19 protein-coding genes are annotated in these 22,232 nt (G+C 61.9%); 7 read left to right on the top strand and 12 right to left on the bottom strand.

Features of this window, described 5'->3' with window-relative positions:
• The first annotated feature begins 13 nt into the window (after positions 1-13).
• Positions 14-937 carry a uridine diphosphate-N-acetylglucosamine-binding protein YvcK gene (gene yvcK, locus OC537_RS03100; protein WP_262109254.1) on the top strand — a complete coding sequence of 308 codons (924 nt, stop codon included), beginning with the start codon at positions 14-16 and terminating at the stop codon, positions 935-937.
• 14 nt (positions 938-951) lie between these two features.
• Here yvcK and OC537_RS03095 read toward each other — a convergent pair whose 3' ends face one another.
• The 3 genes from OC537_RS03095 to lpcA form a co-directional block, all read right to left on the bottom strand.
• Entirely contained in the window at positions 952-1,287 is a 336-nt protein-coding gene (locus tag OC537_RS03095; protein ID WP_262109252.1) for an Hpt domain-containing protein, read from the bottom strand.
• A 297-nt stretch (positions 1,288-1,584) separates the two neighbouring features.
• Positions 1,585-2,382 carry a class II glutamine amidotransferase gene (locus OC537_RS03090; protein WP_106887348.1) on the bottom strand — a complete coding sequence of 266 codons (798 nt, stop codon included), beginning with the start codon at positions 2,380-2,382 and terminating at the stop codon, positions 1,585-1,587.
• Between the two features lie 122 nt (positions 2,383-2,504).
• Positions 2,505-3,083, bottom strand: a complete 579-nt coding sequence (lpcA, locus tag OC537_RS03085; RefSeq protein ID WP_106887349.1) for a D-sedoheptulose 7-phosphate isomerase — start codon at positions 3,081-3,083, stop codon at positions 2,505-2,507.
• Between the two features lie 257 nt (positions 3,084-3,340).
• Between lpcA and fadE the strand changes: the two genes are divergently transcribed.
• Together fadE and OC537_RS03075 are read left to right on the top strand one after the other, a co-directional pair.
• On the top strand, positions 3,341-5,797 hold the full coding sequence (fadE, locus tag OC537_RS03080; protein ID WP_163148557.1) for an acyl-CoA dehydrogenase FadE: 2,457 nt from the start codon (positions 3,341-3,343) through the stop codon (positions 5,795-5,797).
• Positions 5,798-5,970: 173 nt separating this feature from the next.
• Positions 5,971-7,488, top strand: coding sequence for an HD domain-containing phosphohydrolase (locus OC537_RS03075; RefSeq protein WP_262109241.1), 1,518 nt, complete (start codon positions 5,971-5,973; stop codon positions 7,486-7,488).
• 80 nt (positions 7,489-7,568) lie between these two features.
• On the opposite strand, the gene OC537_RS03070 is transcribed toward OC537_RS03075, so the two are convergent.
• Together OC537_RS03070 and dnaQ are read right to left on the bottom strand one after the other, a co-directional pair.
• The gene (locus OC537_RS03070; RefSeq protein ID WP_262109239.1) at positions 7,569-8,828 is read right to left on the bottom strand and encodes a TIGR03503 family protein; all 1,260 of its coding nucleotides are present in this window, start codon (positions 8,826-8,828) and stop codon (positions 7,569-7,571) included.
• Positions 8,825-9,559: a DNA polymerase III subunit epsilon gene (gene dnaQ / locus OC537_RS03065; protein ID WP_163138154.1), complete on the bottom strand. Its 735-nt coding sequence runs from the start codon at positions 9,557-9,559 to the stop codon at positions 8,825-8,827. The genes OC537_RS03070 and dnaQ overlap by 4 nt, the downstream gene beginning before the upstream one ends.
• Positions 9,560-9,611: 52 nt before the next feature.
• On the opposite strand from dnaQ, the gene rnhA reads away from it, so the two are divergent.
• Positions 9,612-10,076, top strand: a complete 465-nt coding sequence (rnhA, locus tag OC537_RS03060; protein ID WP_262109234.1) for a ribonuclease HI — start codon at positions 9,612-9,614, stop codon at positions 10,074-10,076.
• A 62-nt stretch (positions 10,077-10,138) separates the two neighbouring features.
• Here rnhA and OC537_RS03055 read toward each other — a convergent pair whose 3' ends face one another.
• Positions 10,139-10,861, bottom strand: coding sequence for a class I SAM-dependent methyltransferase (locus OC537_RS03055; protein WP_162520138.1), 723 nt, complete (start codon positions 10,859-10,861; stop codon positions 10,139-10,141).
• Positions 10,862-10,942: 81 nt separating this feature from the next.
• Between OC537_RS03055 and gloB the strand changes: the two genes are divergently transcribed.
• Both gloB and OC537_RS03045 read left to right on the top strand, forming a co-directional pair.
• The gene (gene gloB, locus OC537_RS03050) at positions 10,943-11,707 is read left to right on the top strand and encodes a hydroxyacylglutathione hydrolase (protein ID WP_262109231.1); all 765 of its coding nucleotides are present in this window, start codon (positions 10,943-10,945) and stop codon (positions 11,705-11,707) included.
• Between the two features lie 69 nt (positions 11,708-11,776).
• Entirely contained in the window at positions 11,777-13,318 is a 1,542-nt protein-coding gene (locus tag OC537_RS03045; protein WP_262109229.1) for a LysM peptidoglycan-binding domain-containing protein, read from the top strand.
• Between the two features lie 69 nt (positions 13,319-13,387).
• On the opposite strand, the gene OC537_RS03040 is transcribed toward OC537_RS03045, so the two are convergent.
• Entirely contained in the window at positions 13,388-14,233 is an 846-nt protein-coding gene (locus tag OC537_RS03040) for an endonuclease/exonuclease/phosphatase family protein (RefSeq protein ID WP_106887356.1), read from the bottom strand.
• 111 nt (positions 14,234-14,344) lie between these two features.
• Here OC537_RS03040 and OC537_RS03035 point away from each other — a divergent pair, with 111 nt between their 5' ends.
• On the top strand, positions 14,345-14,569 hold the full coding sequence (locus OC537_RS03035) for a hypothetical protein (protein ID WP_025326386.1): 225 nt from the start codon (positions 14,345-14,347) through the stop codon (positions 14,567-14,569).
• A gap of 6 nt (positions 14,570-14,575) precedes the next feature.
• Here OC537_RS03035 and yciA read toward each other — a convergent pair whose 3' ends face one another.
• From yciA to OC537_RS03010, 5 genes are all read right to left on the bottom strand, one after another.
• Positions 14,576-14,974, bottom strand: coding sequence for an acyl-CoA thioester hydrolase YciA (yciA, locus tag OC537_RS03030; RefSeq protein WP_005325590.1), 399 nt, complete (start codon positions 14,972-14,974; stop codon positions 14,576-14,578).
• Between the two features lie 142 nt (positions 14,975-15,116).
• A complete protein-coding gene (locus OC537_RS03025; RefSeq protein ID WP_262109223.1) occupies positions 15,117-15,932 on the bottom strand; it encodes an NAD-dependent epimerase/dehydratase family protein in 816 nt (271 codons plus the stop codon).
• A gap of 246 nt (positions 15,933-16,178) precedes the next feature.
• Positions 16,179-17,177 (bottom strand): LacI family DNA-binding transcriptional regulator, encoded by a 999-nt coding sequence (locus OC537_RS03020; RefSeq protein ID WP_106887359.1) that lies wholly within the window; start codon positions 17,175-17,177, stop codon positions 16,179-16,181.
• 177 nt (positions 17,178-17,354) lie between these two features.
• Positions 17,355-19,271 (bottom strand): transglycosylase SLT domain-containing protein, encoded by a 1,917-nt coding sequence (locus OC537_RS03015; RefSeq protein WP_262109220.1) that lies wholly within the window; start codon positions 19,269-19,271, stop codon positions 17,355-17,357.
• 86 nt (positions 19,272-19,357) lie between these two features.
• Positions 19,358-21,874: a putative bifunctional diguanylate cyclase/phosphodiesterase gene (locus tag OC537_RS03010; protein ID WP_106887360.1), complete on the bottom strand. Its 2,517-nt coding sequence runs from the start codon at positions 21,872-21,874 to the stop codon at positions 19,358-19,360.
• Positions 21,875-22,232 lie beyond the last annotated feature (358 nt).

The raw sequence follows: 22,232 nt of genomic DNA, 5'->3' as shown, positions 1-22,232 counted from the left end.
ACAGGATGACTGCATGTGGCAGAAAAATATCAATGACTTCGACCGGGTCGTCGCCATCGGCGGTGGTCACGGCATGGGTCGGGTGCTCTCTTCCCTCTCTTTTTTAGGCACTCGGCTGACGGGCATAGTCACCACCACGGATGATGGCGGCTCCACCGGACGCCTGCGCAAGAGCCAGGAGTGCATCGCCTGGGGCGATCTGCGCAACTGCCTCAATCAGCTGGTGACCGAGCCCAGCATCGGCAGCCAGCTGTTCGAATACCGCTTCACGGGTCGCGGCGAGCTGGCGGGTCACAACCTCGGCAACCTGATGCTGCTGGCCCTCGACAACCTCTGTGTCCGTCCCCTGGATGCCATCCGGCTCATCAGCGACATGTTGCACATAGCGCCCAGCCTGCTACCTATGTCCGAGCACCCCACGGATCTGTGTGCCCACACCGTCTGTGGCGATCAGATCCTGGGGGAAGTCTCCATCGATCTGCTCACCACGCCGCCACGGGCCCTGAGCCTGAATCCGATCGTGCCCGCCACCCGCGAGGCGATCGACGCCCTGAGCCAGGCCGACATGATCATTCTGGGGCCCGGCAGCTTCCTCACCTCCATCATGCCGCCCCTGTTGCTGAGCGAGATCGCAGAAGCGATCCGCAGCAGCGGCGCCATCGTCGTCTTCATCAGCAATCTGGTGGCCGAAAACGGGCCGGCTGGCAAGCTGACCCTGTCCCATCAGCATCGCTGGCTGGAAGAGCGGATCGGCCAAGGGCGGATCGATGCCATCCTGGCCCCCGAAGGCCATGGGGCCCCGGAGCTGCAGCATTGCCTGATTCAGGCCAGTCTGGGTGAGGCGGCCCTGCCCCATCGCCACGATCGCCTCAAGCTTCGACAGGCGCTGGATGCGGTGATACTGAGCTGGTACGCAGAGCGTGACAAGGCGGGCTAATCCGCCAGTGCAATCTAGTGATACTTGGCCAGATGGGAGAACACCTGCGGCAGGGAGTGCTCGAGCTGCTCGAGCAGGCGACCGGCCTCCTCTGCATCCTCCCGGCGACAGGCGAGCTCCAGCGCCATCACCTGCTGATAGCTGGGCTCGGCACCGTAACTGCCACAAGAGGACTTCATGCTGTGGGCGAGGCGGGCCAGGGCGGTCCAGTCCCGCTGATCAAAGAGCGGCCTGAGCTGGGCAAGTTGCCCGCCCACCTCCTCGACAAACACCGAGATGACGACCGGCATCATGTCGTGACCTATGTCATCTGCCAGTTGTCTCAGCACTTTCTGATCCAGCCACTCCATCTTCTCTTCCCTATGATGGTATTCAAACAGACCACAATATAGCCGACCCGCACACCGGCTGTCACCCGCTCTGCGGCGAGAGTCGGTTGAAGCGGCGTGCCGCCATCAGAATGTGAGCCAGTTCAAGTTATCAACACGCAGTTCCAAGCAGGAAAGAGATAAATATTGTCACAAAATTAACAATGACATAACAATGCAAGCCATGAGAATGATGCGGCTCAGCAACACCTCTCTCATCCCTTTTTGCCTGTATGGCTGCTGCGAAGAACCAGGGTAGGATTCTACCCTGGTATTTTTTTATTGGCGGGTCAGCAGCTTGGCTGCATTGCCGTATTCCAGCTCACCCAGCCTGAACAGGCAGAACTCCCCGGGCGCCATCTTCACCCAGCTCTCATTGCCGGTGAGCGGGCGGGTGGCTATCAGGGTCACCACGTCATTCGGGGTGGTCTCGCTCTGGAAGTCGATGGCCACATCTTCATCCAGCAAACGGGCCTCGCCAAAGGGGGCCCGGCGGGTCAACCAGTAGAGGTTGTTGCTGCAATAGGTCATCACGAACTCCCCATCCGACAGCAGCATGTTGAATACCCCGAGTCCGCGCAGCTCGTCGCACAGGGTCGCAAGGTAGCGGAACATGGCGGGGAAATTGGCCGGACGCTTGGGGTATTTCTGCTCCAGCCTGTCGAGCAGCCAGCAGAAGGCGTGCTCGCTGTCGGTGTCCCCCACAGGACGATGGCGCCCGGTCCGCAACCCCTTGTAGCCGGTCAGCTGGCCGTTGTGGGCAAAGGTCCAGTAGCGTCCCCACAGCTCGCGGGTGAAGGGGTGGGTGTTCTCCAGCGACACGCATCCCCGGTTGGCCTGCCGGATATGGCTGACCACGGCGCGACTCTTGATGGGCAGCGCCTGCACCAGCTTGGCGATGGGTGACTGGGCACTGGGTTCGGGGTCCTTGAAGGTACGAAAGCCTCGCCCCTCGTAGAAGGTGATCCCCCAGCCATCCTTATGGGGGCCTGTCTTGCCGCCCCGCAGCATCAGCCCGGTAAAGCTGAAGCAGATGTCGGTCGGCACATTGGCGCTCATGCCGAGCAGTTCGCACATGTCCAGTCCACTCCCTGAATTAATTGATCATCTCTGCGTCAATCAGCGAACTTAAGCTGGATGCGAGGCGCCAGGATCGGTCATCTGCTCCCGCGGCAGCCCCACCCGCCCTCTTTCTCTGATTACTTGGCCATCTCTTTTTCGACCAGCTGGATCAGGATGTGAATGATCTTGATGTGCACTTCCTGGATGCGGTCGGCATAGCCGAAGTGCGGCACCCGGATCTCGACATCGGCCAGACCCGCCATCTTGCCACCGTCCTTGCCGGTCAGGGCAATCACCTTCATGCCCTTGGCACGAGCGGCCTCGATGGCTTTGAGGATGTTGCCGGAATTGCCGCTGGTGGAGATGCCGAGCAGCACGTCGCCACGACGGCCGACCGCTTCCACGTAGCGAGAGAAGACATAGTCATAGCCAAAGTCGTTGGAGACGCAGGAGAGGTGGCTGGGATCGGAAATGGCGATGCCGGCATAGCCAGGACGGTTCTCGCGATAGCGGCCGGTCAGCTCTTCGGCAAAGTGCATGGCATCGCAGTGGGAGCCGCCGTTGCCGCAGGAGAGCACCTTGCCCTCTTCCTTGAAAGAGTCAGCCAGCAGTTTGGCGGCCGCTTCTATGTTCTTCAGATTTTGCTCATCGGCCAGAAAGGCCTGGAGCACGCCGGCAGCTTCGGTCAATTCATTGCGGATAAGTTCTTGGTACATGGCGTCTGATGTCTCTTTGTATCGTCCAACATAGGGTTTTGCATTGTCGCACAAGCCAATCCAATCGTCGCCCCCCCGCCCGCCAAGATGCGGCCCCGGTACGTTAGGCCGATCACGGTGTCAAGGTAACAAGCTTGTAAACATCTTGATAATTTTGTGCGTATGAATTACAACAGGGGCCACATCCAACAGGTCAGACCTCTGGATCAGTTAACCCACGTTTCCCCAACTTCGGCAACTCATGCAAGGAGCGAAAAATGACGACGACCCTCACTCTGTTCGGGGTGATCCTGGTGATCGGCGCCATGGCTTACCGCCGGGCGTCACTGTTCACCTCCACGCTTGCCACGGCCGCCGCCCTGGTCGCCGGCGCCCTCTATGGCCATGTGCCCCTGCTGGTGTGGGTGCTGTTCGCGGTGATCGCCATCCCGCTCAACCTGGTGGAGTTTCGTCGCAACCAGCTGACCAAACCCCTGTTCAAGATCTACAAATCCATCATGCCGGAGATGTCCCGCACCGAGAAGGAAGCCATAGAGGCGGGTACCACCTGGTGGGAAGCGGATCTCTTTGCCGGCAACCCGAACTGGAAGAAGCTGCACGCCATTCCGGTCAGCGTTCTGTCAGCCGAAGAGCAGGCCTTCATGGACGGCCCGGTTGAAGACGTGTGCCGCATGGTCAACGACTGGGAAGTGACCCACGAGCGGGCCGACCTCTCCCCCGAGGTGTGGCAGTACCTGAAGGACCACAAGTTCTTCGCCATGATCATCAAGAAGAAGTACGGTGGCCTGGAGTTCTCCGCCTACGCCCAGTCCTGCGTGCTGCAAAAACTGTGCGGCGCCAGCGCCGTGCTCGCCTCCACCGTCGGCGTGCCCAACTCCTTGGGCCCGGGCGAGCTGCTGCAACACTACGGCACCGAAGAGCAGAAAGACCACTACCTGCCGCGCCTGGCCGTCGGCAAGGAGATCCCCTGCTTCGCCCTGACCAGCCCGGAAGCGGGCTCGGATGCCGGCTCCATCCCCGACTTTGGCGTTGTCTGCAAAGGTGAATGGGAAGGGGAAGAGGTGCTCGGCATGCGCCTGACCTGGAACAAGCGCTACATCACCTTGGCCCCTATCGCGACTGTGCTGGGGCTGGCCTTCAAGCTGCGCGACCCGGATCACCTGCTGGGTGAGGAAGAGGAGCTTGGCATCACCTGTGCCCTGATCCCCACCGACATCAAGGGCGTCGAGATAGGCCGCCGTCACTTCCCCCTCAACGTGCCGTTCCAGAACGGGCCGACCAAGGGGAACGATGTGTTCGTGCCGCTGGACTTCATCATCGGCGGCCCGGCCATGGCCGGTCAGGGCTGGCGCATGCTGGTGGAGTGTCTGTCGGTCGGTCGCGGCATCACCCTGCCCTCCAACAGCACGGGCGGCGTCAAGATGCTGGCCCTGGCCACCGGTGCCTACAGCCGCATCCGTCGCCAGTTCAAACTGCCCATCGGCAAGATGGAAGGCATCGAAGAGCCGCTGGCGCGCCTCGGCGGCAACGCCTACATCATGGGTGCCGCCGCCAAGCTGACGGTGACCGGCATCGATCTGGGGGAGAAGCCGTCCGTCATCTCCGCCATCGTCAAGTACCACCTCACCGACCGTGCCCAGAAGTGCATCATAGATGCAATGGACATCCACGGCGGCAAGGCCATCTGCATGGGGCCGAACAACTATCTGGCCCGTGGCTATCAGGGTGCGCCCATCGCGGTGACCGTTGAGGGTGCCAACATACTGACCCGCAGCATGATCATCTACGGTCAGGGTGCCATCCGCTGCCATCCCTACGTGCTGCCGGAGATGCTGGCCGCCAGCCATCCTGATCAGGAAGTGGCCCTCAAGCAGTTCGACAAGGCGGTGTTCAGCCACGTGGGCTTCGCCATCAGCAACCTGGTGCGCAGCTTCTGGCTGGGCCTGACCGGCGCCCGCTTCGCCTCCGCCCCCTACAGGGATCAGACCAAGGGCTACTACCAGCAGCTCTCGCGCCTCAGTGCCAACCTGGCCTTCCTGTCCGACATGGCCATGGGCACCCTGGGTGGCGAGCTCAAGCGCAAGGAGCGGGTCTCCGCCCGCCTCGGCGACGTGCTGAGCCAGCTCTATCTTGCCTCCAGCGCACTCAAGCGCTATCAGGATGAGGGACGCCAGCAGGCCGACCTGCCGCTGCTGCACTGGGCGCTGCAAGACGCCATGTTCAAGGCGCAAGAAGCCATCGACGAGTTGCTGCGCAACTTCCCGAATCGCTGGATTGGCCTGGCCCTGCGCGTCATAGTGTTGCCGCTGGGTCGCGACATGAAGCGTCCCTCCGACAAGCTGGACAGCCAGGTTGCCCGTCTGCTGCAGACCCCGAGTGCCACCCGCGACCGTCTGGCCGAAGGGCAGTACCTCACCCGCGAGGAGGGCAACCCCTTCGGGTTGCTGGAGCAGGCCCTCGATGACGTGCTGACCGCCGAGCCGCTGTTTGACAAGGTGTGCAAGGCAGAGGGCCGCAAGCGTCCCTTCACCCAGCTGGACAAGGTGGCAGACGCCGGCCTGGCCCTTGGCGTCATCAACCAGACCGAGGCCGACTTGCTGCGCCGTGCCGAAGAGAGCCGCCTGCGCACCATCAACGTCGATGACTTCGACCCCATCGATCTGGTGGCCAACAAGGCGCTGTTTGAAGCGTCCGCCTATCACAGGGCAGCTTGATGCCATGAATGCCAAAACGCCTCCCTCGTGGAGGCGTTTTTCATGCTGGCATCTGCCCGGCAACCCCGGATGGAGAAAGAGCAACCAGCTGGATCATATTTTGGATATCAATCCGTTTCCTAACTTGAATGAAGCGGTTAAGGTAAGCACAGGATCACACACAGGATTGCGTAATGGATGATCAAATCCTGATAATTGACGATGAAGACCTGCCCCAAACAGCACCGCGACCCGCCGGCTGGAAGGTGATGATAGTGGACGATGAACCCGAGGTGCATCGCATCACCAAGATTACCCTGAGCAAGTTTGAATTCGACGGCAAGCCCATCGATTTTCTGCACGCCTATTCCGCCGCAGAAGCCAAGGCCCTGCTCGCCGTCACCCCGGATGTCGCCCTGCTGCTGCTCGATGTGGTCATGGAAGCCGATCACGCCGGTCTGGAGGTGGTCAAGTTCGTGCGCGACGAGCTGCAAAACAAGATGGTGCGCATAGTGCTGCGGACCGGCCAACCCGGTCAGGCCCCGGAAGATGACGTCGTCACCAACTACGACATCAACGACTACAAGGACAAGACGGAGCTCACCTCCCAGAAGCTGCGCACCCTGCTGCGCGCCAGCCTGCGCTCCTACCGTGACATTCGCACCCTGGAGAGCAATCGCCAGGGGCTGGAAAAGGTCATCGAGGCCTCCAAGGGGATCTTCGAGCAACGGGCACTGCGCCAGTTCGTCGAAGGGGCCCAGACCCAGCTCAGCGCCCTGCTCAACCTGGAAGAGTCCCAGATCTATGATGTGAAGCATCTGGCCTACGAGGTGCGGGACCAGGTGCTGGAACCCCTGCTCAGCGAGGGCCCGGCCCTGCGCCTCAGTGAGGCGCCAGCCATACTGCGCTGCGCCATGGACAAGGGCGCCAACGTCTACGATGGCAACCAGATGGTGCTCTATTGCCAGAACCCCCGTCACCACCTGCTGTTCCACATCGAGACCACTCGCCCCCTCAGCCAGATGGATACCGGCCTGCTGAGCCTGTTCACCGAGAACATCATAGTGGCGCTGGAGAACATCCGGCTCAACGAGGTCATCGGCGACAACCAGCGCGAGATCATCTACCGCATCGGCGAGCTGGTGGAGAGTCGCTCCAAGGAGTCCGGCCTGCACGTCAAACGGGTGGCGCTCTACACCGAGCTGTTCTGCCAGTTGCTCGACATGAACGAAGACAGGTGCGAGCTCATCAAGCGCGCCTCTCCCCTGCACGACATCGGCAAGGTGGGGATCCCGGATGCCATCTTGCACAAGCCGGGCAAGCTCACCCCGGATGAGTGGGAGATCATGAAGACCCACGCCCAGCTGGGGCAGGACATGCTCTCCGGCAGCGATCTCGCGCTGTTCCAGATAGGGGCCACCATAGCTGGCAACCATCACGAGAAGTGGAACGGCACCGGCTACCCCCGCGGACTTAAAGGGGATGCCATCCCATTGGAGGGGCGCATAGTCGCGCTGGCGGATGTGTTCGATGCCCTGGGGTCGGATCGCTGCTACAAGCAGGCCTGGCCACTGGAGCAGGTGCTGGCGCTGATAAGAGCAGAGAAGGGAGAGCACTTCGATCCCCTGCTGGTGGATCTGATGCTGGCCAACCTGGAGAAGTTCCTCGAGATCCGCGAGCAGTACAAGGACATCTATATCGGCGCCCACTGAGATAAGAGTGCCCAGCGAGCCGCCGACTCGCCATCACGAAGAAGCCGCCCATCGGGCGGCTTCTTAGCATTGAGCGCGGGCTACTGCTCCGGCAGATTGAGATCCAGCTTGGGCGCCGCCGGGGCCGCAGCCTCGCTTTGCGCCTTCTGGGCCGCCATCGCCTTGTGCAGGGTGCGGCGTTTTTGCAGCAGGATGAAGCCACCCGCCCCCAGCAGGAGCAGCAGCAGGCCGCCGCCTCCCAGGGCCCAGGGCAACCAGACCGGGCTCTCCCGCTCCTCAAACTTGGCCTTGGTCGGTACCGCCGCCGAAGTGGGAGATGCCGCTGACGGGGTGGGCGCCGGTGGCGGCATTATGGTGAACGACTTGACCGGCAGTTGCAGTTGCACCTCGCGGCCGAGCCGGGTGGTGCCAAACAGGGTCGCCTCCACCCTGTACTGACCCGCCGCCTTGAGGGCGGAGAGATCGACCCCAAGGCGGGGCTCGGTTGCCACTGCATTGAAGGCCATGCTGACCCCTGCGCTGTCGATGGCCTTGCCCTGGATCACCACTGAGGCCGGATCCAGCTCGTCGGCATCGATGAGCAAGGAGAGCCTGGCCCCAATGTCGCCGGAAGGGGCATCCAGGGTGTAGCTCAGCGGCCAGGGGAAGAGCAGCACTTGCTGGGACTGGGCACGGGAGAACACCTGGTTGCCGCTGCTGTAGAGGGCGCGATACTTGCCTGCCGGCACGTCCAGCACCGCCTCGGCGGTCAGGATGCCATCCCCGGGCACCTCGTCGAGCCCCTTGCCATCATCCAGATAATGTCCAAGGGTCTCCTCGACGATGGGCTCCCCGCTCTGGGCGGCGTCGTTGAACTGTTGCAGCTTCACCGTCATGCCGAGATCGGATAGGTAGTAGCCCGCCCCCGGCGCCGCTCCATCGATCAGCAACCTGGACTGCAGCTTGACCCGCTCTCCCTGATAGAGGCGGGCCGGCAGCGGCTCGCTCTCGAGCCGGATGTCGGTGAGCAGGCGCACCCTGTTGTCGGGGTCCACCTCACCGATGGCCTGCCAGGGGCCGGGCATGGGGTTGCGCACCGTGATGAGATCCTGATCCTGCTGCGTCAGCCAGCCCACATCTGGCGGCGTCACCTTGCCCACATAGAGCTTGCTGCCATCCGGCCGCACCAGGATCACCGACGGCGTGCCCGGCTTGCGCTTGATGATGAAGGTGATCTCCTTGACCCCGTAATCGATGCGAAAGCGGTTGTCGAGCAGTGGAATGTCAGAGGGGGCAAACACCTCGTTGGCCATGCCGGAGAGGGAGGTCAGCAGCAGCAGGCCCCCCCAGAGCGAACTCATTGCCGCCACAGGCAGGCTCCCCCTTTCTTCTGCACCAGATCCAGCCTGGCCTCATGGACGGCGACCACCTCGTCGCTGGCGCGCACCACCCTGAGGGGGGCGCGGTTGCTCTCCAACCGACGGATCCCGGTATCCTGGTTGCTGTCATTCTCGTTGCTCTCGCTGGCCAGATTGAGCTTGGTCTGGCCACCCGTCATCAGCAGGTAGACGTCCGCCAGGATCTCCGCATCGAGCAAGGCCCCGTGCAGGGTACGGTGGGAGTTGTCGATGCCGTAGCGATCGCACAGCACATCCAGATTGTTGCGCTTGCCGGGGAAGAGATCCCGCGCCATCGCCAAGGTATCCGTGATGCCGCAGATGTCCGCCGTCTTGAAACCGAGGCCGAGCTTGCTGAACTCATAGTCCATGAAGCTCACGTCAAAGGGCGCGTTGTGGGCGATGATCTCGGCACCGCGGATGAAGGCGATGAAGTCGTCGGCTATCTGGCTAAAGGAAGGCTTGTCCGCCAGGAAGGCGTCGGTGATGCCGTGCACGGCGATGGCCTCGGGGTCCACCAACCGATCCGGCTTGATGTAGACATGGAAATGATTGCCGGTCAGTTTGCGGTTGATCACCTCCACACAGCCGATCTCGATGATGCGGTGCCCCTGATAGATGGGGCCGCCTGCCGTGTTCATACCTGTGGTTTCAGTATCCAGAATGATCTGGCGATTCAGTTGGGGTGTGCTCATGATCGAATCCATGTCAAACTTCGGTTTTATTCGCTAGTTTACCCCAAGACACATGCTAAAAAAGATTGATTTGTATACGGATGGTTCCTGCCTCGGCAATCCGGGCCCCGGCGGCTATGGCGCCGTCATGGTCTATGGCAAGCATCGCAAGGAGTTGGCAGGGGGCTATCGGCTGACCACCAACAACCGGATGGAGCTGATGGCCGCCATCATGGGGCTGCGCACCCTGAACGAACCCTGCCAGGTTCGCCTGACCACCGACAGCCAGTATGTGCGCCAGGGGATCACCCAGTGGATCATCGGCTGGAAGAAGAAAGGCTGGATGACCGCCAGTCGCCAACAGGTCAAGAACGTCGATCTCTGGCAGGCGCTGGATGCGGAAGTGGCGCGCCACCAGATCGAATGGCTCTGGGTCAAGGGTCACTCAGGTCACCCTGAAAACGAACGCTGCGACGTGCTGGCCCGGGATGCCGCCAGCGGCAAGCAGCTCGCCGAAGACACGGGCTACCAGCCCTGAGATGCCAGGCAGGCCGAAGCTTCTCTATTAATGAAGGGAACGGCAAGCGGCCTGCCGGACAGTCACCAGCCCTGGCGCGCCATGCCAGGCGCCGCCATCGACTCCGGCAGGCGCCAGCGGCGGCGCACCGGAGTGACGGGGAAACGCCGCTTGCGGGCGGCTATCACATAGACAGAGGCAAAGGCTCTGCAGTAATCCCGCCCCAGGCTCTCCCGCCACCAGCCGATCCGGCTCTGCTTCCCCATGAAGGAGAAGCCGAAGCGATCGTCAAACATCACCTCGCATCCCAGCAGTTGCAACCAGTCGGTCACCCGGGCCGGGGTGAACATGCGCGCCGACCAGGGCAGGTGCTGTCGCATGAAAGGCAGGTAATGACCCAAACCGACCAGGCTGGTGGGGTTGTAGCCACTGACGATGAGCCAGCCGTCATCGGTCAGCACCCGCTCAGCCTCGCGCAGCACCTGGTGGGGATCCGGTGAAAAGTCTAGGCAGTGGGCGAGCAGGCAGGCATCCACGCTGGCGGTGCGGATCGGCAAGGCAAGGGGATCGCCCTTGATATCCAGCAGACGCCCGCCGGGGGCGACACCCAGCTGGTGGCGAATGGTGGAACTGCCGCAGGAGAGCTCGGCGCTCAGAGCGCCAATTTTCAGCAGATGGTAGCCAAACAGATGAGGGCACCAGTTGTCGAGCCGCTCCTGGATCTCGGCCGCCACCCAGTCACCCATGGGCAGTGCCGACCAGCTGGTCGGGATCGCGATCTGTTGTTCGGTACGTGCCAGCTGCATAATGGGACCAATCCGGGGTGCGAATGCCATCTTGTTATATAAGATCCCTTCCACAAAGAGAACACAAAGAGAAGCCGACCCATGTATACCGTCATCACAGTTCCCGCCTTCAGCGACAACTACATCTGGTTGATCCGACACGAAAATCACTGCCTGGTCGTGGATCCGGGCGAGGCGGCCCCCGTGCTGGAGCGGCTCGAGACGCTCGGGCTTGAGCTCGACGCCATCCTGCTGACCCACCATCATCGCGACCATGTGGGCGGCGTCACGGATCTGCTTCATCGTTTCCCTCATGCCCGCCTCTATGGCCCCAAACATGACCCCATGCCGGATCATCACGGCCAGTGGCTCGATGACGGCGATCAGATCAACTGGCACGGCCTGAGCCTGGATGTCCTCCACATCCCCGGTCATACCCTGGGCCACATCGCCTATCACGGCAATGGCATGCTGTTTTGTGGTGATACCCTCTTCAGTGCCGGCTGTGGCCGCCTGTTCGAGGGCAGCCCCGCCCAGATGTACGGATCCCTGCAGCGGCTCGCGGCCCTGCCCGATGACACCCTCCTCTATTGTGCCCATGAATACACCCTCTCCAACCTGCGTTTCGCCCACGCGGTCGAGCCGGACAACCTGGCGATCCAGCGGCGGATCGGGGTGATCAGCAAGCTGCGTCAGCAGGGCTTGCCGAGTCTCCCCTCACGCCTGGGGGATGAGCGGCATTTCAATGTTTTTCTGCGCTGCAATGAGGACTCAGTGAAATTTTCTGCTGAGAAATACGCCCTTAAATGCTTGGAAAATCCAGAGGATACCTTCACCGTACTGAGGGGCTGGAAGGACGTTTTTTGAACAAACCTTGATCAGGGGGCCATTGCCCCTTATGATGCGAGCTGTTTTTCAAGAGATGACCTGAGCGAGATGAAGCTACGAACGGCCTTATTGGCGGCGCTGTTTCTCAGCGGCTGTCAAAACCTGAGCCATCAGGATGACCGGGCGGTAACGGCAATCGAGCCGATCAAATCCCCCCAAGTCAGCAAGAAAACATACAAAAAACATTCAGCGCGCTTCCTGTTCGGCGATGAACAGATTGAAGAGCTGGATGACACGGATAACCTGTGGGTGCGTATCAGCGATGATATGCAGCTGGACTCGCACGAAAACGCCCGTGTCCGCCAGCAGCGTGATTGGTTACTGCGTAATGATAAGCATATGGCGACCATTGCCAGCCGGGCTGAGCCCTACCTGTATCTGATGGTAGAGGAAATCGAACGGCGTGAGCTGCCAATGGAGCTTATTACCATCCCCATGATCGAGAGCATGTTCGATCCCAATGCCCGCTCCCGCAGCAATGCGGTGGGTCTTTGGCAGTTCGTTCCGGCTACCGGCAAGAACTTCGGCCTGCGCCACGACAACTGGTATGACGGCCGCCGCGATGTATTGGCGTCCACCAATGCCGCACTGGACTATCTGGAGTACCTGAACCGTTTCTTCGATGGCGACTGGCTGCAGACGCTGGCCGCTTACAATGCCGGTGAAGGCCGGGTACGCAACGCCATCATCCGCAATCAGAAGGCCGGTCGGCCGACCGATTACTGGTCGCTGGACTTGCCCCGTGAAACCCGGATGTATGTGCCCAAGATCCTGGCCATGGCCGACATGATCCGCAATGCGGACAAATACAATGTCACCCTGCCGGTGCTGGCCAACAAGCCGCAGTTGCGGACCATCAACACGGGTGGCCAGATCGATCTGAACGTGGCGGCTCAGCTGGCAGGCGTCTCCGCTTCCCAGCTCAAGGCCCTCAATCCCGCACTCAAGCGTGGCATGACCTCGCCGCGGGGCCCCTACAACCTGTTGGTACCCATCGAGTACGCCGACACCCTGGAGCTGGCCCTGGCCGATCTGCCTCAGCGTGAACGTACCCGTGGTGTGCGCTCCTATCAGGTCATCAGCGGCGATACCCTCTCCCGCATCGCCCAGAATCACGGGGTGAGCGTGCAGCAGCTCAAGCTGGCCAACAATTTGCGCGGCAACAATCTGCGCCGTGGCCAGAGCCTGGTGATCCCCAACGGCGGCACCGCGAGCCAGGTCACCCGCAGCAAGCCCCAGCAACTGGCCAGCCGCAGTGGCAGCAAGATCCAGTATCAGGTGCGCTCCGGTGACAATCTGTGGAGCATCAGCCAGGCCCACGGGGTGACCCACGCCGATCTGGCCAAGTGGAACGGTTTGAGCGCCAAGTCAGCCCTGAAACCGGGCATGAAGCTGGTGGTTTGGCCCAAGCAGGGCAAGGGCAGCAACAAATCCATGGTCTATCAGGTGCGTCGCGGGGATTCCCTCTCCTCCATCGCCGCCCGCTTCCAGGTCGCCGTCAACGATGTGATGCGCTGGAATCAGCTCGGCAAAACCGACTACCTCAAGCCGGGGCAGGAGCTGACCCTGTTCGTGAAGAACAACAGCTGATGGCTTATCACCGCATAAAAAAATACCCCGCGAATGCGGGGTATTTTTTTACCTGCAATCCATCAAACCTCAGGGGGTGATGGCCTGGGCCGCGAACCGCGCCATGATGGGATTGTGATCCGAGGCATCGGTGGCCGGTGAGCTCACCTCCACCAGGTCCAGGTTGCGGTAGTAGAGGTGATCCAGCGGACGGCCGAAGGCGGTACGGCGCAAGTCGGGCACAGGGATGGCCTCCTGCAGGCCAAGCTCGCCGACCAGCTTGTTCAGCCAGAACTCGCGCTTGTCGCTCCAGGTATTGAAGTCTCCCCCCAGGATGACAGGGCCCTGATGACGATGGATCAAAGCGGTCAGATCGTTGAGCTGCTCGCGGAAGGTGGCCATCCCCAGCTCGAAGTTGACCGCATGCAGGTTGACCACCAGCACGCCGTCAGGATCCCCCTGCAAGGGGTAGAGGCTCACCAGACCGGACTTGGGGATGCGCAGCAGCGGCTCGGGGGAGCGCACGCCACAGACGAAGGCCTGCGGCGTCTTGGCCACCGTCATGACACCGAAGGAGACACCGCCCTGGGTGAACGCCTGCAACTGCTGCCACTGGAAGTCGCCGGCACGCAGCCATTGCAGCATCTCGGGCCGGGTCGCCGACTCCTGCAGCAGCACCAGATCCTGGGACTTGGCATATTCGTCCAGCCCTTCGCGCCAGTTCTTGCGCTGCCCCTTGTAGAGATTCCAGACGGTGATGCCAAACTCGCGGGGCAAGGCGGTGGTGGCCAGGGCCACCAGGGGGGGCTTCTGGCAATCGACGCCGGGCACTATGCCCGCCGCCGTGACCAGGTGATCCTGATCCGGCACCTCGAAACAGCCAACCAGTCCCAGCGTCAGCAGGGAAGTCCCCAGAATCCGATAACTATTTTTCATTGGCTAACAATCACCTGCCTCTGCAAGGCGCCATGATCCTCACAGAGGTCATGGACGCCGACTAGTCTCATTATTCGTGTCCGGCCCGACTCATCCATGAGGGATCCCGCAATGGCGAGACAGCACCAGTACCGCGTGACATTTTATGATCAACAAGGAACCTGTCATCAAGTGGAGCTTTCCACCGTCTATCAGATCAGACGGGATCCCCAGTGCGATCTCTGCCTGTTCGACACGGATCAGTGCGTCGGCTCGGAAGAGATGCTGGAACGCATGATACGGCAAAAAACCGGGCTTGAGCAGGAAATATCCATCATCAACGCCCGGCTCATCTGAGCATATTCAGACCGGAACGGGACGGGATTTGCCCTGATCGTCGATGGCCACGTAGGTAAAGACCCCTTCCGTCACGCAGTAACGCTGGGCTTCATTCTCCCGCAGCACCGGCTTGACCCAGACCTCCAGCTTGAGGCGCATGGAGCTGCGTCCGACCTTCAGGCAGCGACCATAGCAACACACCACGTCGCCCACCTTGACCGGACTGTGGAAGGTCATGCCCTCCACCGAGACGGTACAGATGCGTCCTTTTGCCAGCTCCTTGGCCATGATGCCCCCACCTATATCCATCTGGGACATGATCCACCCCCCGAAGATATCGCCATTGGGGTTGGTATCGGCTGGCATCGCCAGGGTTCTCAGCAACAGTTCCCCATCGGGATGACGCTTTGTCTCTTCCATCATTACCGCTCTCTCTATATGGATGGCGGCATGATAGGGGGCGATCCCGCCCTTGGCAAACCTCAATTGCCGAGCGAACCCGCGCCGCACGGGGCTCCCGTGCCCAACCCCATGCAAAAAAGACCAGGTTGAAGCCCATCCGGACTCACCCTTGCAAGGTGGCCTGCTCGGCAAACCAGTGGGCCGGATCTGGCCAGCGGTAGACGAAACCCAGTCGCTGGCAGATGCGCTGTCCCTCTATGGGCGCAAAGACGCCGGCGGGCTCGATGAACTGCGGGGGCGCCAGCCCGAGCAGACGGCTCGCGAAGGGATAGAGCTGCTCCCGGCGCGGATGTACCGGGGCGCTCAGGTTGTAGGCATCCCCCTCCTGCCCCGCAGCCAGCATGAGCTGGCAGGCTGCCACCACGTCGTCCAGATGCACCAGGTTCACCGCCTGCCCTCCCCCCGCCAGCGTCTTGCCCGTGAGGAAACGGCCGGGGTGCCTGTCCGGACCGTACAGGCCGGCCGGGCGCAGTACCATGGCGCAGGCGAAGCCACCCTCCTGGACCGCCCGCTCGGCTGCTCGCATCCGCTCTCCCCTGGCGCTGGCCGGGCTCGGGATCTCATCCTCCCCCTGCCCTGGCGCCCACACAGAGGTCGCGCTGATAAAGAGCACCTTGCCAACGCCTGCCTCCCTGGCCAGCTGGCACAGCCGTGCCACCGACGCCGGGTAGTCCTCGGTCTTGCTGGGGGGCACGCAGATCACCAGATCGCGGCAGCGAAAGGGCGGCGGGCCCGCCATGTCAGGGGCCAGCAGGAGCGGCCAGGCCACAATGCCCCCGTCACACAACCGGGTGGCCTTCTCAAGGGAGCTGACCGTCACGGCGACGGATTGACCCTGCGCCTGCAACGCCCTGGCCAGGGGCAACCCCAGCCAACCTGCTCCCACTATTCCCGTCTGATACTCATGTTCGGTCGTCATTGGCAAAATCCTGACAAAAAAAAACGGCCATCCATGATGACCGTCGAAAGTAACGAAGGAAATAGCCGGATGAACCGGTTACCTCCCACAGCGGGAAAATCGGGAGCGCACGCTCCTAATTCGTGGGCCTATCCTAGTGGCAGCGCGGTCAAAAAGCTTTGAAGCGGATCACAGTTGAAAAGGATTTCTGAAAGCGCTTTCAATGTTTGACAAAAAAGCTGGCCCGCTTGGGGCCAACCTCATGGCTCAGGCCACGGACTCCCGACGCACCAGTTCAGCTTCAAACTTGAGCGCCAGCCCCTCTACCGGCTTGTGATCCAGCAGTCGCAAGGCGAGCTCGGCGGCCCGCTCTCCCATCTCCTCGATGGGGTAGCGCACAGTAGTAAGCTTGGGATAGATGTAACGGGCATAGGGTATGTCGTCGAAACCGACCACCGAAACCTGCTGCGGTATCTTGTAGCCCCGCTCCAGCAGGCAGGAGATGGCCCCCGCCACCATGGCATCGTTGAAGCCCAGCACGGCCGTGAAGGGAACGCCGCGCTCCAGCAGCTCGCTCATGGCCACATAACCCCCCTTCTCGTCGGCAAAGGCGCGACCGATGAGGGCGGGATCCAGCTCTATGCCGGCCCGTTGCAGGGCAAAGCGATAGCCGGCCATCCGCTGCTGGCCATCGACGAACTCCTCGTCATCCGAGGTGATGAAGGCGATCCGGCTGTGCCCTGCGTCCAGCAGGTGCTGACAGGCGGTGGTGATGCCCGCCTGGTTGTCGAGCCAGACGCAGCGCTCCTCGCAGCCCGGCACCTGACGATTGATGAAGACGATGGGGGTGGATCCCGACGCCAGCTCGCTCAGCTCTTCGTCCGGCAGCGCCTTGCTGTGCAGGATCAGGGCGTCACACTGGCGTTGCAGCAGCGCCTGGATGGCGTGACGCTCCCGGGCCGCGTCGTGGTTGCCGGAGACCACTATGGTGAACTTGTTCGCCTTGTCGACCATGCTCTCGATGCCACGCATCATCTGGGCGAAGAAGGGGCCACCGCAGAGATCCCCAACCAGGACGCCGATGCAGTTGGAACGCTTGCTTACCAGGGCCTGGGCGAAGCTGTTTGGACGAAAACTCAGCTCCTTCATGGCCGCGAGCACGGCCTCGCGCTTCTCGGGTGCAACCTGCGCCGTGTTGTTGATGACTCGCGACACCGTCGAAATGGACACATTCGCCAGCTGAGATACGTCTTTGATCGTTGCCACTCTCAATTCCTTTGTTGGGGAAGCCTGTCTGTGTTGATCGGGCATTATATCGAACCAGTCAGACCAAGACGCGGCGCCCGATCACCTGACAGGTTTCCTTTTGTAACAAAGCTTAAGGGATGATAACCATTCTGAGGCAAGAATGGGAGGCAGTCGCTGACGCGACTGCCTCTGTCCTCAATAGGCGTGATTGAGCTCGCGTTCCGACATGAAACGCAGGGGCTGCTGCAGCTTGTGCTGGTAGATGAGATCGAAGGAGAGCACGTTCTGGACGTAGTTGCGCGTCTCTCTATAGGGGATGCTCTCCACCCAGACATCCATCGGCTTGTTGGTGCTCTGATCCCGCCAGCGCTTGACCCTGCCAGGGCCCGCATTGTAGGCCGCCGCCGCCAGGATCCGGTTGCCGTCATAGACGTCCAGCAGTCGCTTGAGGTAGGCGCTGCCGAGGCGGATGTTCATGGTGGGATCGAACAGCTGCTGCTCATTGCGATAGGGTACCCCCAGCTTGGCGGCCGTCTCCTTGGCCGTCGCCGGCATCAGCTGCATCAGGCCGCGCGCCCCGACCGGCGACTGGGCCAGCGGATAGAGGGCGCTCTCCTGACGGGAGATGGCGTAGAGCAGGCTGGTGTTCATGGTGCGCTCCTGCGCCATCTGGGAGAAGGTGCGCTTGAGGGGCAAGGGGAAGCGCAAGTCGATCGCATCCCAGGCCTCGGCCCGGATGCTGGAGAGGATCGCCAGCTCGTGCCAACCCTGGTTGAGGGCGATATGACCAAACTCCAGGCGCTGGGCCACAGGATTGCGATCCATGTTGTGGATCCACTCAGAGCGCGCCGCCGTGATCTCGTTCATCGCCAGCAGCTCGCGTACCCGCACCAGGAAAGGCCAGCGGCTGCTGGCGGTACGCCAGTCCGGCACCTTGTGCCCCACGCTCTGGTTCTTGATGCGATAGGGCACCCCGGTGCGCTGCGCCGCCATGAAGCCATAGAAGCCGCGCAGGTTGGCAGTCTCGAGATAGAGCTCCCGCGCCGGTTTTTGCCGGCCCTGCACCTCCAGGGAACGCGCCAGCCAGTAGCGCCAGCGATCCTCCTTCTGCAGTGCCATGGGCATCCGCTTGACCCAGCCTTCGAGGCCGCGCCAATCCTGCTCCCAGATGGCGAGGCGTGCCCGCAGCTCCACCAGCTCGGCATCCTTCATCCGCACCAGGGTCGCATCCAGCCAGCTGCGCTGGGCGAGGGATCTGTCAAGCAGCAGGCGGCGGGCGGCGGCCCGCTCCACCCGAGCGACCTCGGCCTGGTTCAGACCGAAGCGACGCTTCATCTCCCCCAGCTGACGCAGGGCGGGCTCGGGTTGCTCGTTGGCATAGCGGGCCAGCCCGAGGGAGAGCAGCTGTCTCGACGGCGGCGCCGTCGAGAAGGAGGCCGGGTTCATCGCCCTGGCCGGTTGATCAAACAGGGCTATCATCTGATCCCCATAGGGTTTCAGACTGCCCCCCAGCTGGGCGCCGAGGTGGCGGATGAGATTGGGGTTCTGCGCCTCGAAGGCCAGGTTCATCCGCTGCCAGATCTTATCCTGGGTGCGCAGACCCGCCTGCTGCCAGAGCTGGAACAGGGGATCGCAGGCATCTGGCCTGGACTGGCCGCTCAGCCAGAGCTTGCCCGCTTCCTGCAGGGCCTCGCTCTTGTGTCCGGTGTAATAACGGGCCTGGTAGTGCATGCAGAGCAGATCGGTGGAGTTCGGCTTGGCCGGGTAGAAACGCAGGAACTGGGACCACTGCTGGCTCTGGGCCAGATAGGTGAGGTAGCTGCGCTCCAGGCGGTTGGACTGGGGGGTATCCCCGTGCTGGCGGATGAAGCGGGTCACGTCGTTGTAATCTGCCGCCCCGGGCCGGAACGCCAGCTGGTAGTAATCCAGATAGGGCAGCAGCGGATAATGGTTCAGGCGGGCGCGGATCTGCTGGAAACGCTCCTGATCATTGGCACGCACGGCGTCATAACCCTCGCGATAGAGGGACTGCTCCATGGTTTGCGCAAAGACGGGTGCCACGAGCCCTGGCACGCACAGCGCCGAAAAGATGATTCCCTGCACGGCTTTCACGAAAGGCATTCTCCCTTAAGAAGAGGCATAACCACCGCCCGCTGGCGGTGGTGAGATACCTTCATTCTACCCGTTAAAGATGGGCGCTACGCCACACTATTTTTGTCTGCAGGGGCGGCGCGATCATGGCGGGTCAGGCGGCTGATGTAGCGCTCCAGATAGGGCACGGGCAGCGGCTTGGAGGCGAGATAGCCCTGGAAGAAATGGCAGCCTTGCGCCTGCAGGAATTCCAGCTGCTGGCGGGACTCTACCCCCTCGGCCGTCACGTTGAATCCCATGTGACGGGCCATGGCGATCACCGCCTCCACTATGGCCATGTTGTCGCCATCCTTGGGGATGTCCTGGATGAAGGATCTGTCGATCTTGAGCTCATCGGCGGGCAGCCGCTTGAGGTAGCTCAGGGAGGAGTAGCCCGCGCCGAAATCGTCGATGGCGAAGCTGATGCCAAGGGTCTTGAGCTCGGCCATCTTGCTGATGGTGTCCTCCGCATGACCGAGCACCACTGACTCGGTTATCTCCAGGTTCAGGCAGGAGGGATCCATGCCGGTGGCGGCCAGCACATCGTGAATGCGATCGACGAAATCGTGGGCATGGAACTGCTTGGCACTGACGTTGACCGACAGCTGGGGCACATGGATCCCGTTCTCCTCCCAGGAGACATATTGGGTGCAGGCCTCATGCAATACCCAGTTGCCGATGTCGACGATGAGATCCGTCTCCTCGGCGATGGGGATGAACTCGGCGGGCGAGACCAGCGCCCGGCCCGGCGGCTGCCAGCGGATCAGAGCCTCCACCCCTATGATGTCTCCCCCTTCGACCATGTGCTGGGGCTGATAGTGGAGGGTCAGCTCCTGATTGTTGAGGGCGCTGCGCAGCTCGTTGTGAATGAGCAGACGCCTGTCCGCCTGCAACTGCATGGAGGCATCGAAGAAACGCCGGGTCTTGCGGCCCGCCGACTTGGCCTGATACATGGCGGTGTCGGCCTGCTTGAGCAGGTCCCCGGCCTCCTGCTCCCTTCCGGGGAAGAGCGTGATGCCGACGCTGGCCCCGATGTGCAGCACCTGGCCCCCGTGACTGTAAGGGGCGGCAATCTCGCCGATGAGCCGCTCGGCGATGAGATCGGCCTGCATCTCCGCCTGGGGCGGGCTGATGGAGAGACCGGGCAGCAGCAGCACGAACTCGTCGCCGCCGAGCCGGGCAAGACAATCCCCCTGCCGCACCAGCCGCTTGAGGCGGTTCGCCACCTCCTTGAGCAGCCAGTCGCCGGTGGCATGACCGAGGGAGTCGTTGATGGTCTTGAAGTGATCGAGGTCGATGAACAGCAGGGCGCCGATCAGGTGCTCGCGGCTCGCCTCGCTGAATGCCTGGGCCAGGGTCTCGTGGAGCTGGCGGCGATTGGGCAAACCGGTCAGCTCGTCGTAATAGGCGAGATCCTGGATGCGGCGCTCCGCCGCCTTACGCTCGGAGATGTCCTCGAAGAAGATGACGTAGTGGCTGATGCCCCCCTTGTCATCCTGCACCGGCGTGACGATTTCCCACTGGGGATAGACATGGCCGTCGGCATGCAGGCGCAGGGTCTCACCCTGCCAGCGATCCAGGGCGTTGAGCTCATAGCCGAGCCCCCCGAGCCCGGACCAGAGGTCGTTGCCAAGGTGCAGGCCTATCACCCCCTGGCTGTCGAAGCCGGTGATCTGGCTGAAGGCGTAGTTGACCCTCAGGATCTTGAAGTCCGGATCCGTGATGATGATGCCTTCATGCGTCTCGAACGCCACCGCAGAGAGCCGCATCAGGGCGTCGCTCTGCAGGCGTTCCAGCTCGGCCACCATGCGCACCGAGAAGATGGTCAGCACGGATCCCAGATCGGCAGTCTGGGTCTGGTTCGGGAACAACAGGGCGAGATGGCCCAGGATCTGGCCACTGCGATCCAGCAGGGGCTGGGCATAGTAGTGCTGGCCCGGGGGCAGGCAGGTACAGCCGGTCAGGGGTTCGCTGATGGGGGTCGCACTGGCGGCGCCCCGATAGAGCTGCTGGCAAGGCATGTCTGCCAGGGCGTACTCCTTGAAGTCGATGCCGTGGCTCGCCAGCACCCTGAGCCGGTCAAGGCCCACCCGCTCCGTCAGCCAGACAGCGTTGGCCCCGAGGATATGGGCCAGCTCGTTGACCAGGGTATGGCAGAAATCGAGACCCGTCCTCGCGGAGAGCGCCTGCGCCAGCTGGGCCAGCAAGGGGGCTTGCAGCAGGGGAAGCGGCGGGGCCAGACTGGCAGGCGGCTCGACGCGGCTCGCGGCGTTGTGAGCCATCTCCAGGGGCGCCAGCCAGCCGCAGCAGAGCTGCTGGGCCGGCACATATTGGCCGTACCAGAGCACGTGATGCACTTTGCCTGCCTCATCGCAGAGGTGACCGATGAACTGGCCGGGCTGGCCCGAATGGTGGAGTCTTGCGAGAAAATCGGCGAAACCGGACTCATCTTCTGGCGCCAGTTGGCTGGCCCAGGGATGAGCCCCTTCCCCTTGCCAGGGCTGGCAAGAGAGATGATCAGACAGACTCCACTGCTCATGCTGCCGATCATAAAACCACATCATCTGGGTGGCTTGTTGCTTCATTTACGACTCCAACACTACAACCACGTTATCCACCCCGACACATGCAGAAAAGCATATCCGTTTGTGCGCATATCTCCACCGGCGCATGGCAATCCTTTTGCGATGCGATAAACGATGTGGGTAGAGAAAATGCGAGACTGAGCGGTGAAAACCAGACATCGGGTCGACACAAGGCGCTGCCAAGGGGGGACAGAAACGATCCTATTCGCGCATACTGCCTGCCCGTTTCGCTGAGCTCAAGCGGTTTTTGGCATGAAACGGGAAAAGCTCACAATTTAGGGATTGCCGGATCACCAAGGGGATATTTTGTGACCCAAATCACATTTCTATCCGGCCACATGGGTAATCTGAGGGTGAA

The organism is Aeromonas sp. Marseille-Q5825 (assembly GCF_946892685.1).
GTDB classification, from domain to species: Bacteria; Pseudomonadota; Gammaproteobacteria; order Enterobacterales; family Aeromonadaceae; genus Aeromonas; species Aeromonas rivipollensis.
Note: the sequence above shows the minus strand (reverse complement) of the source record. Positions and strands in the feature narration are given on the sequence as shown.

Coding starts and splice junctions, on each gene's coding strand:
- yvcK (WP_262109254.1), top strand. CDS start 14: ATGTGGCAGAAAAATATCAATGACTTCGACCGGGTCGTCGCCATCGGC.
- OC537_RS03095 (WP_262109252.1), bottom strand. CDS start 1,287: ATGGAGTGGCTGGATCAGAAAGTGCTGAGACAACTGGCAGATGACATA.
- OC537_RS03090 (WP_106887348.1), bottom strand. CDS start 2,382: ATGTGCGAACTGCTCGGCATGAGCGCCAATGTGCCGACCGACATCTGC.
- lpcA (WP_106887349.1), bottom strand. CDS start 3,083: ATGTACCAAGAACTTATCCGCAATGAATTGACCGAAGCTGCCGGCGTG.
- fadE (WP_163148557.1), top strand. CDS start 3,341: ATGACGACGACCCTCACTCTGTTCGGGGTGATCCTGGTGATCGGCGCC.
- OC537_RS03075 (WP_262109241.1), top strand. CDS start 5,971: ATGGATGATCAAATCCTGATAATTGACGATGAAGACCTGCCCCAAACA.
- OC537_RS03070 (WP_262109239.1), bottom strand. CDS start 8,828: ATGAGTTCGCTCTGGGGGGGCCTGCTGCTGCTGACCTCCCTCTCCGGC.
- dnaQ (WP_163138154.1), bottom strand. CDS start 9,559: ATGAGCACACCCCAACTGAATCGCCAGATCATTCTGGATACTGAAACC.
- rnhA (WP_262109234.1), top strand. CDS start 9,612: ATGCTAAAAAAGATTGATTTGTATACGGATGGTTCCTGCCTCGGCAAT.
- OC537_RS03055 (WP_162520138.1), bottom strand. CDS start 10,861: ATGCAGCTGGCACGTACCGAACAACAGATCGCGATCCCGACCAGCTGG.
- gloB (WP_262109231.1), top strand. CDS start 10,943: ATGTATACCGTCATCACAGTTCCCGCCTTCAGCGACAACTACATCTGG.
- OC537_RS03045 (WP_262109229.1), top strand. CDS start 11,777: ATGAAGCTACGAACGGCCTTATTGGCGGCGCTGTTTCTCAGCGGCTGT.
- OC537_RS03040 (WP_106887356.1), bottom strand. CDS start 14,233: ATGAAAAATAGTTATCGGATTCTGGGGACTTCCCTGCTGACGCTGGGA.
- OC537_RS03035 (WP_025326386.1), top strand. CDS start 14,345: ATGGCGAGACAGCACCAGTACCGCGTGACATTTTATGATCAACAAGGA.
- yciA (WP_005325590.1), bottom strand. CDS start 14,974: ATGATGGAAGAGACAAAGCGTCATCCCGATGGGGAACTGTTGCTGAGA.
- OC537_RS03025 (WP_262109223.1), bottom strand. CDS start 15,932: ATGACGACCGAACATGAGTATCAGACGGGAATAGTGGGAGCAGGTTGG.
- OC537_RS03010 (WP_106887360.1), bottom strand. CDS start 21,874: ATGAAGCAACAAGCCACCCAGATGATGTGGTTTTATGATCGGCAGCAT.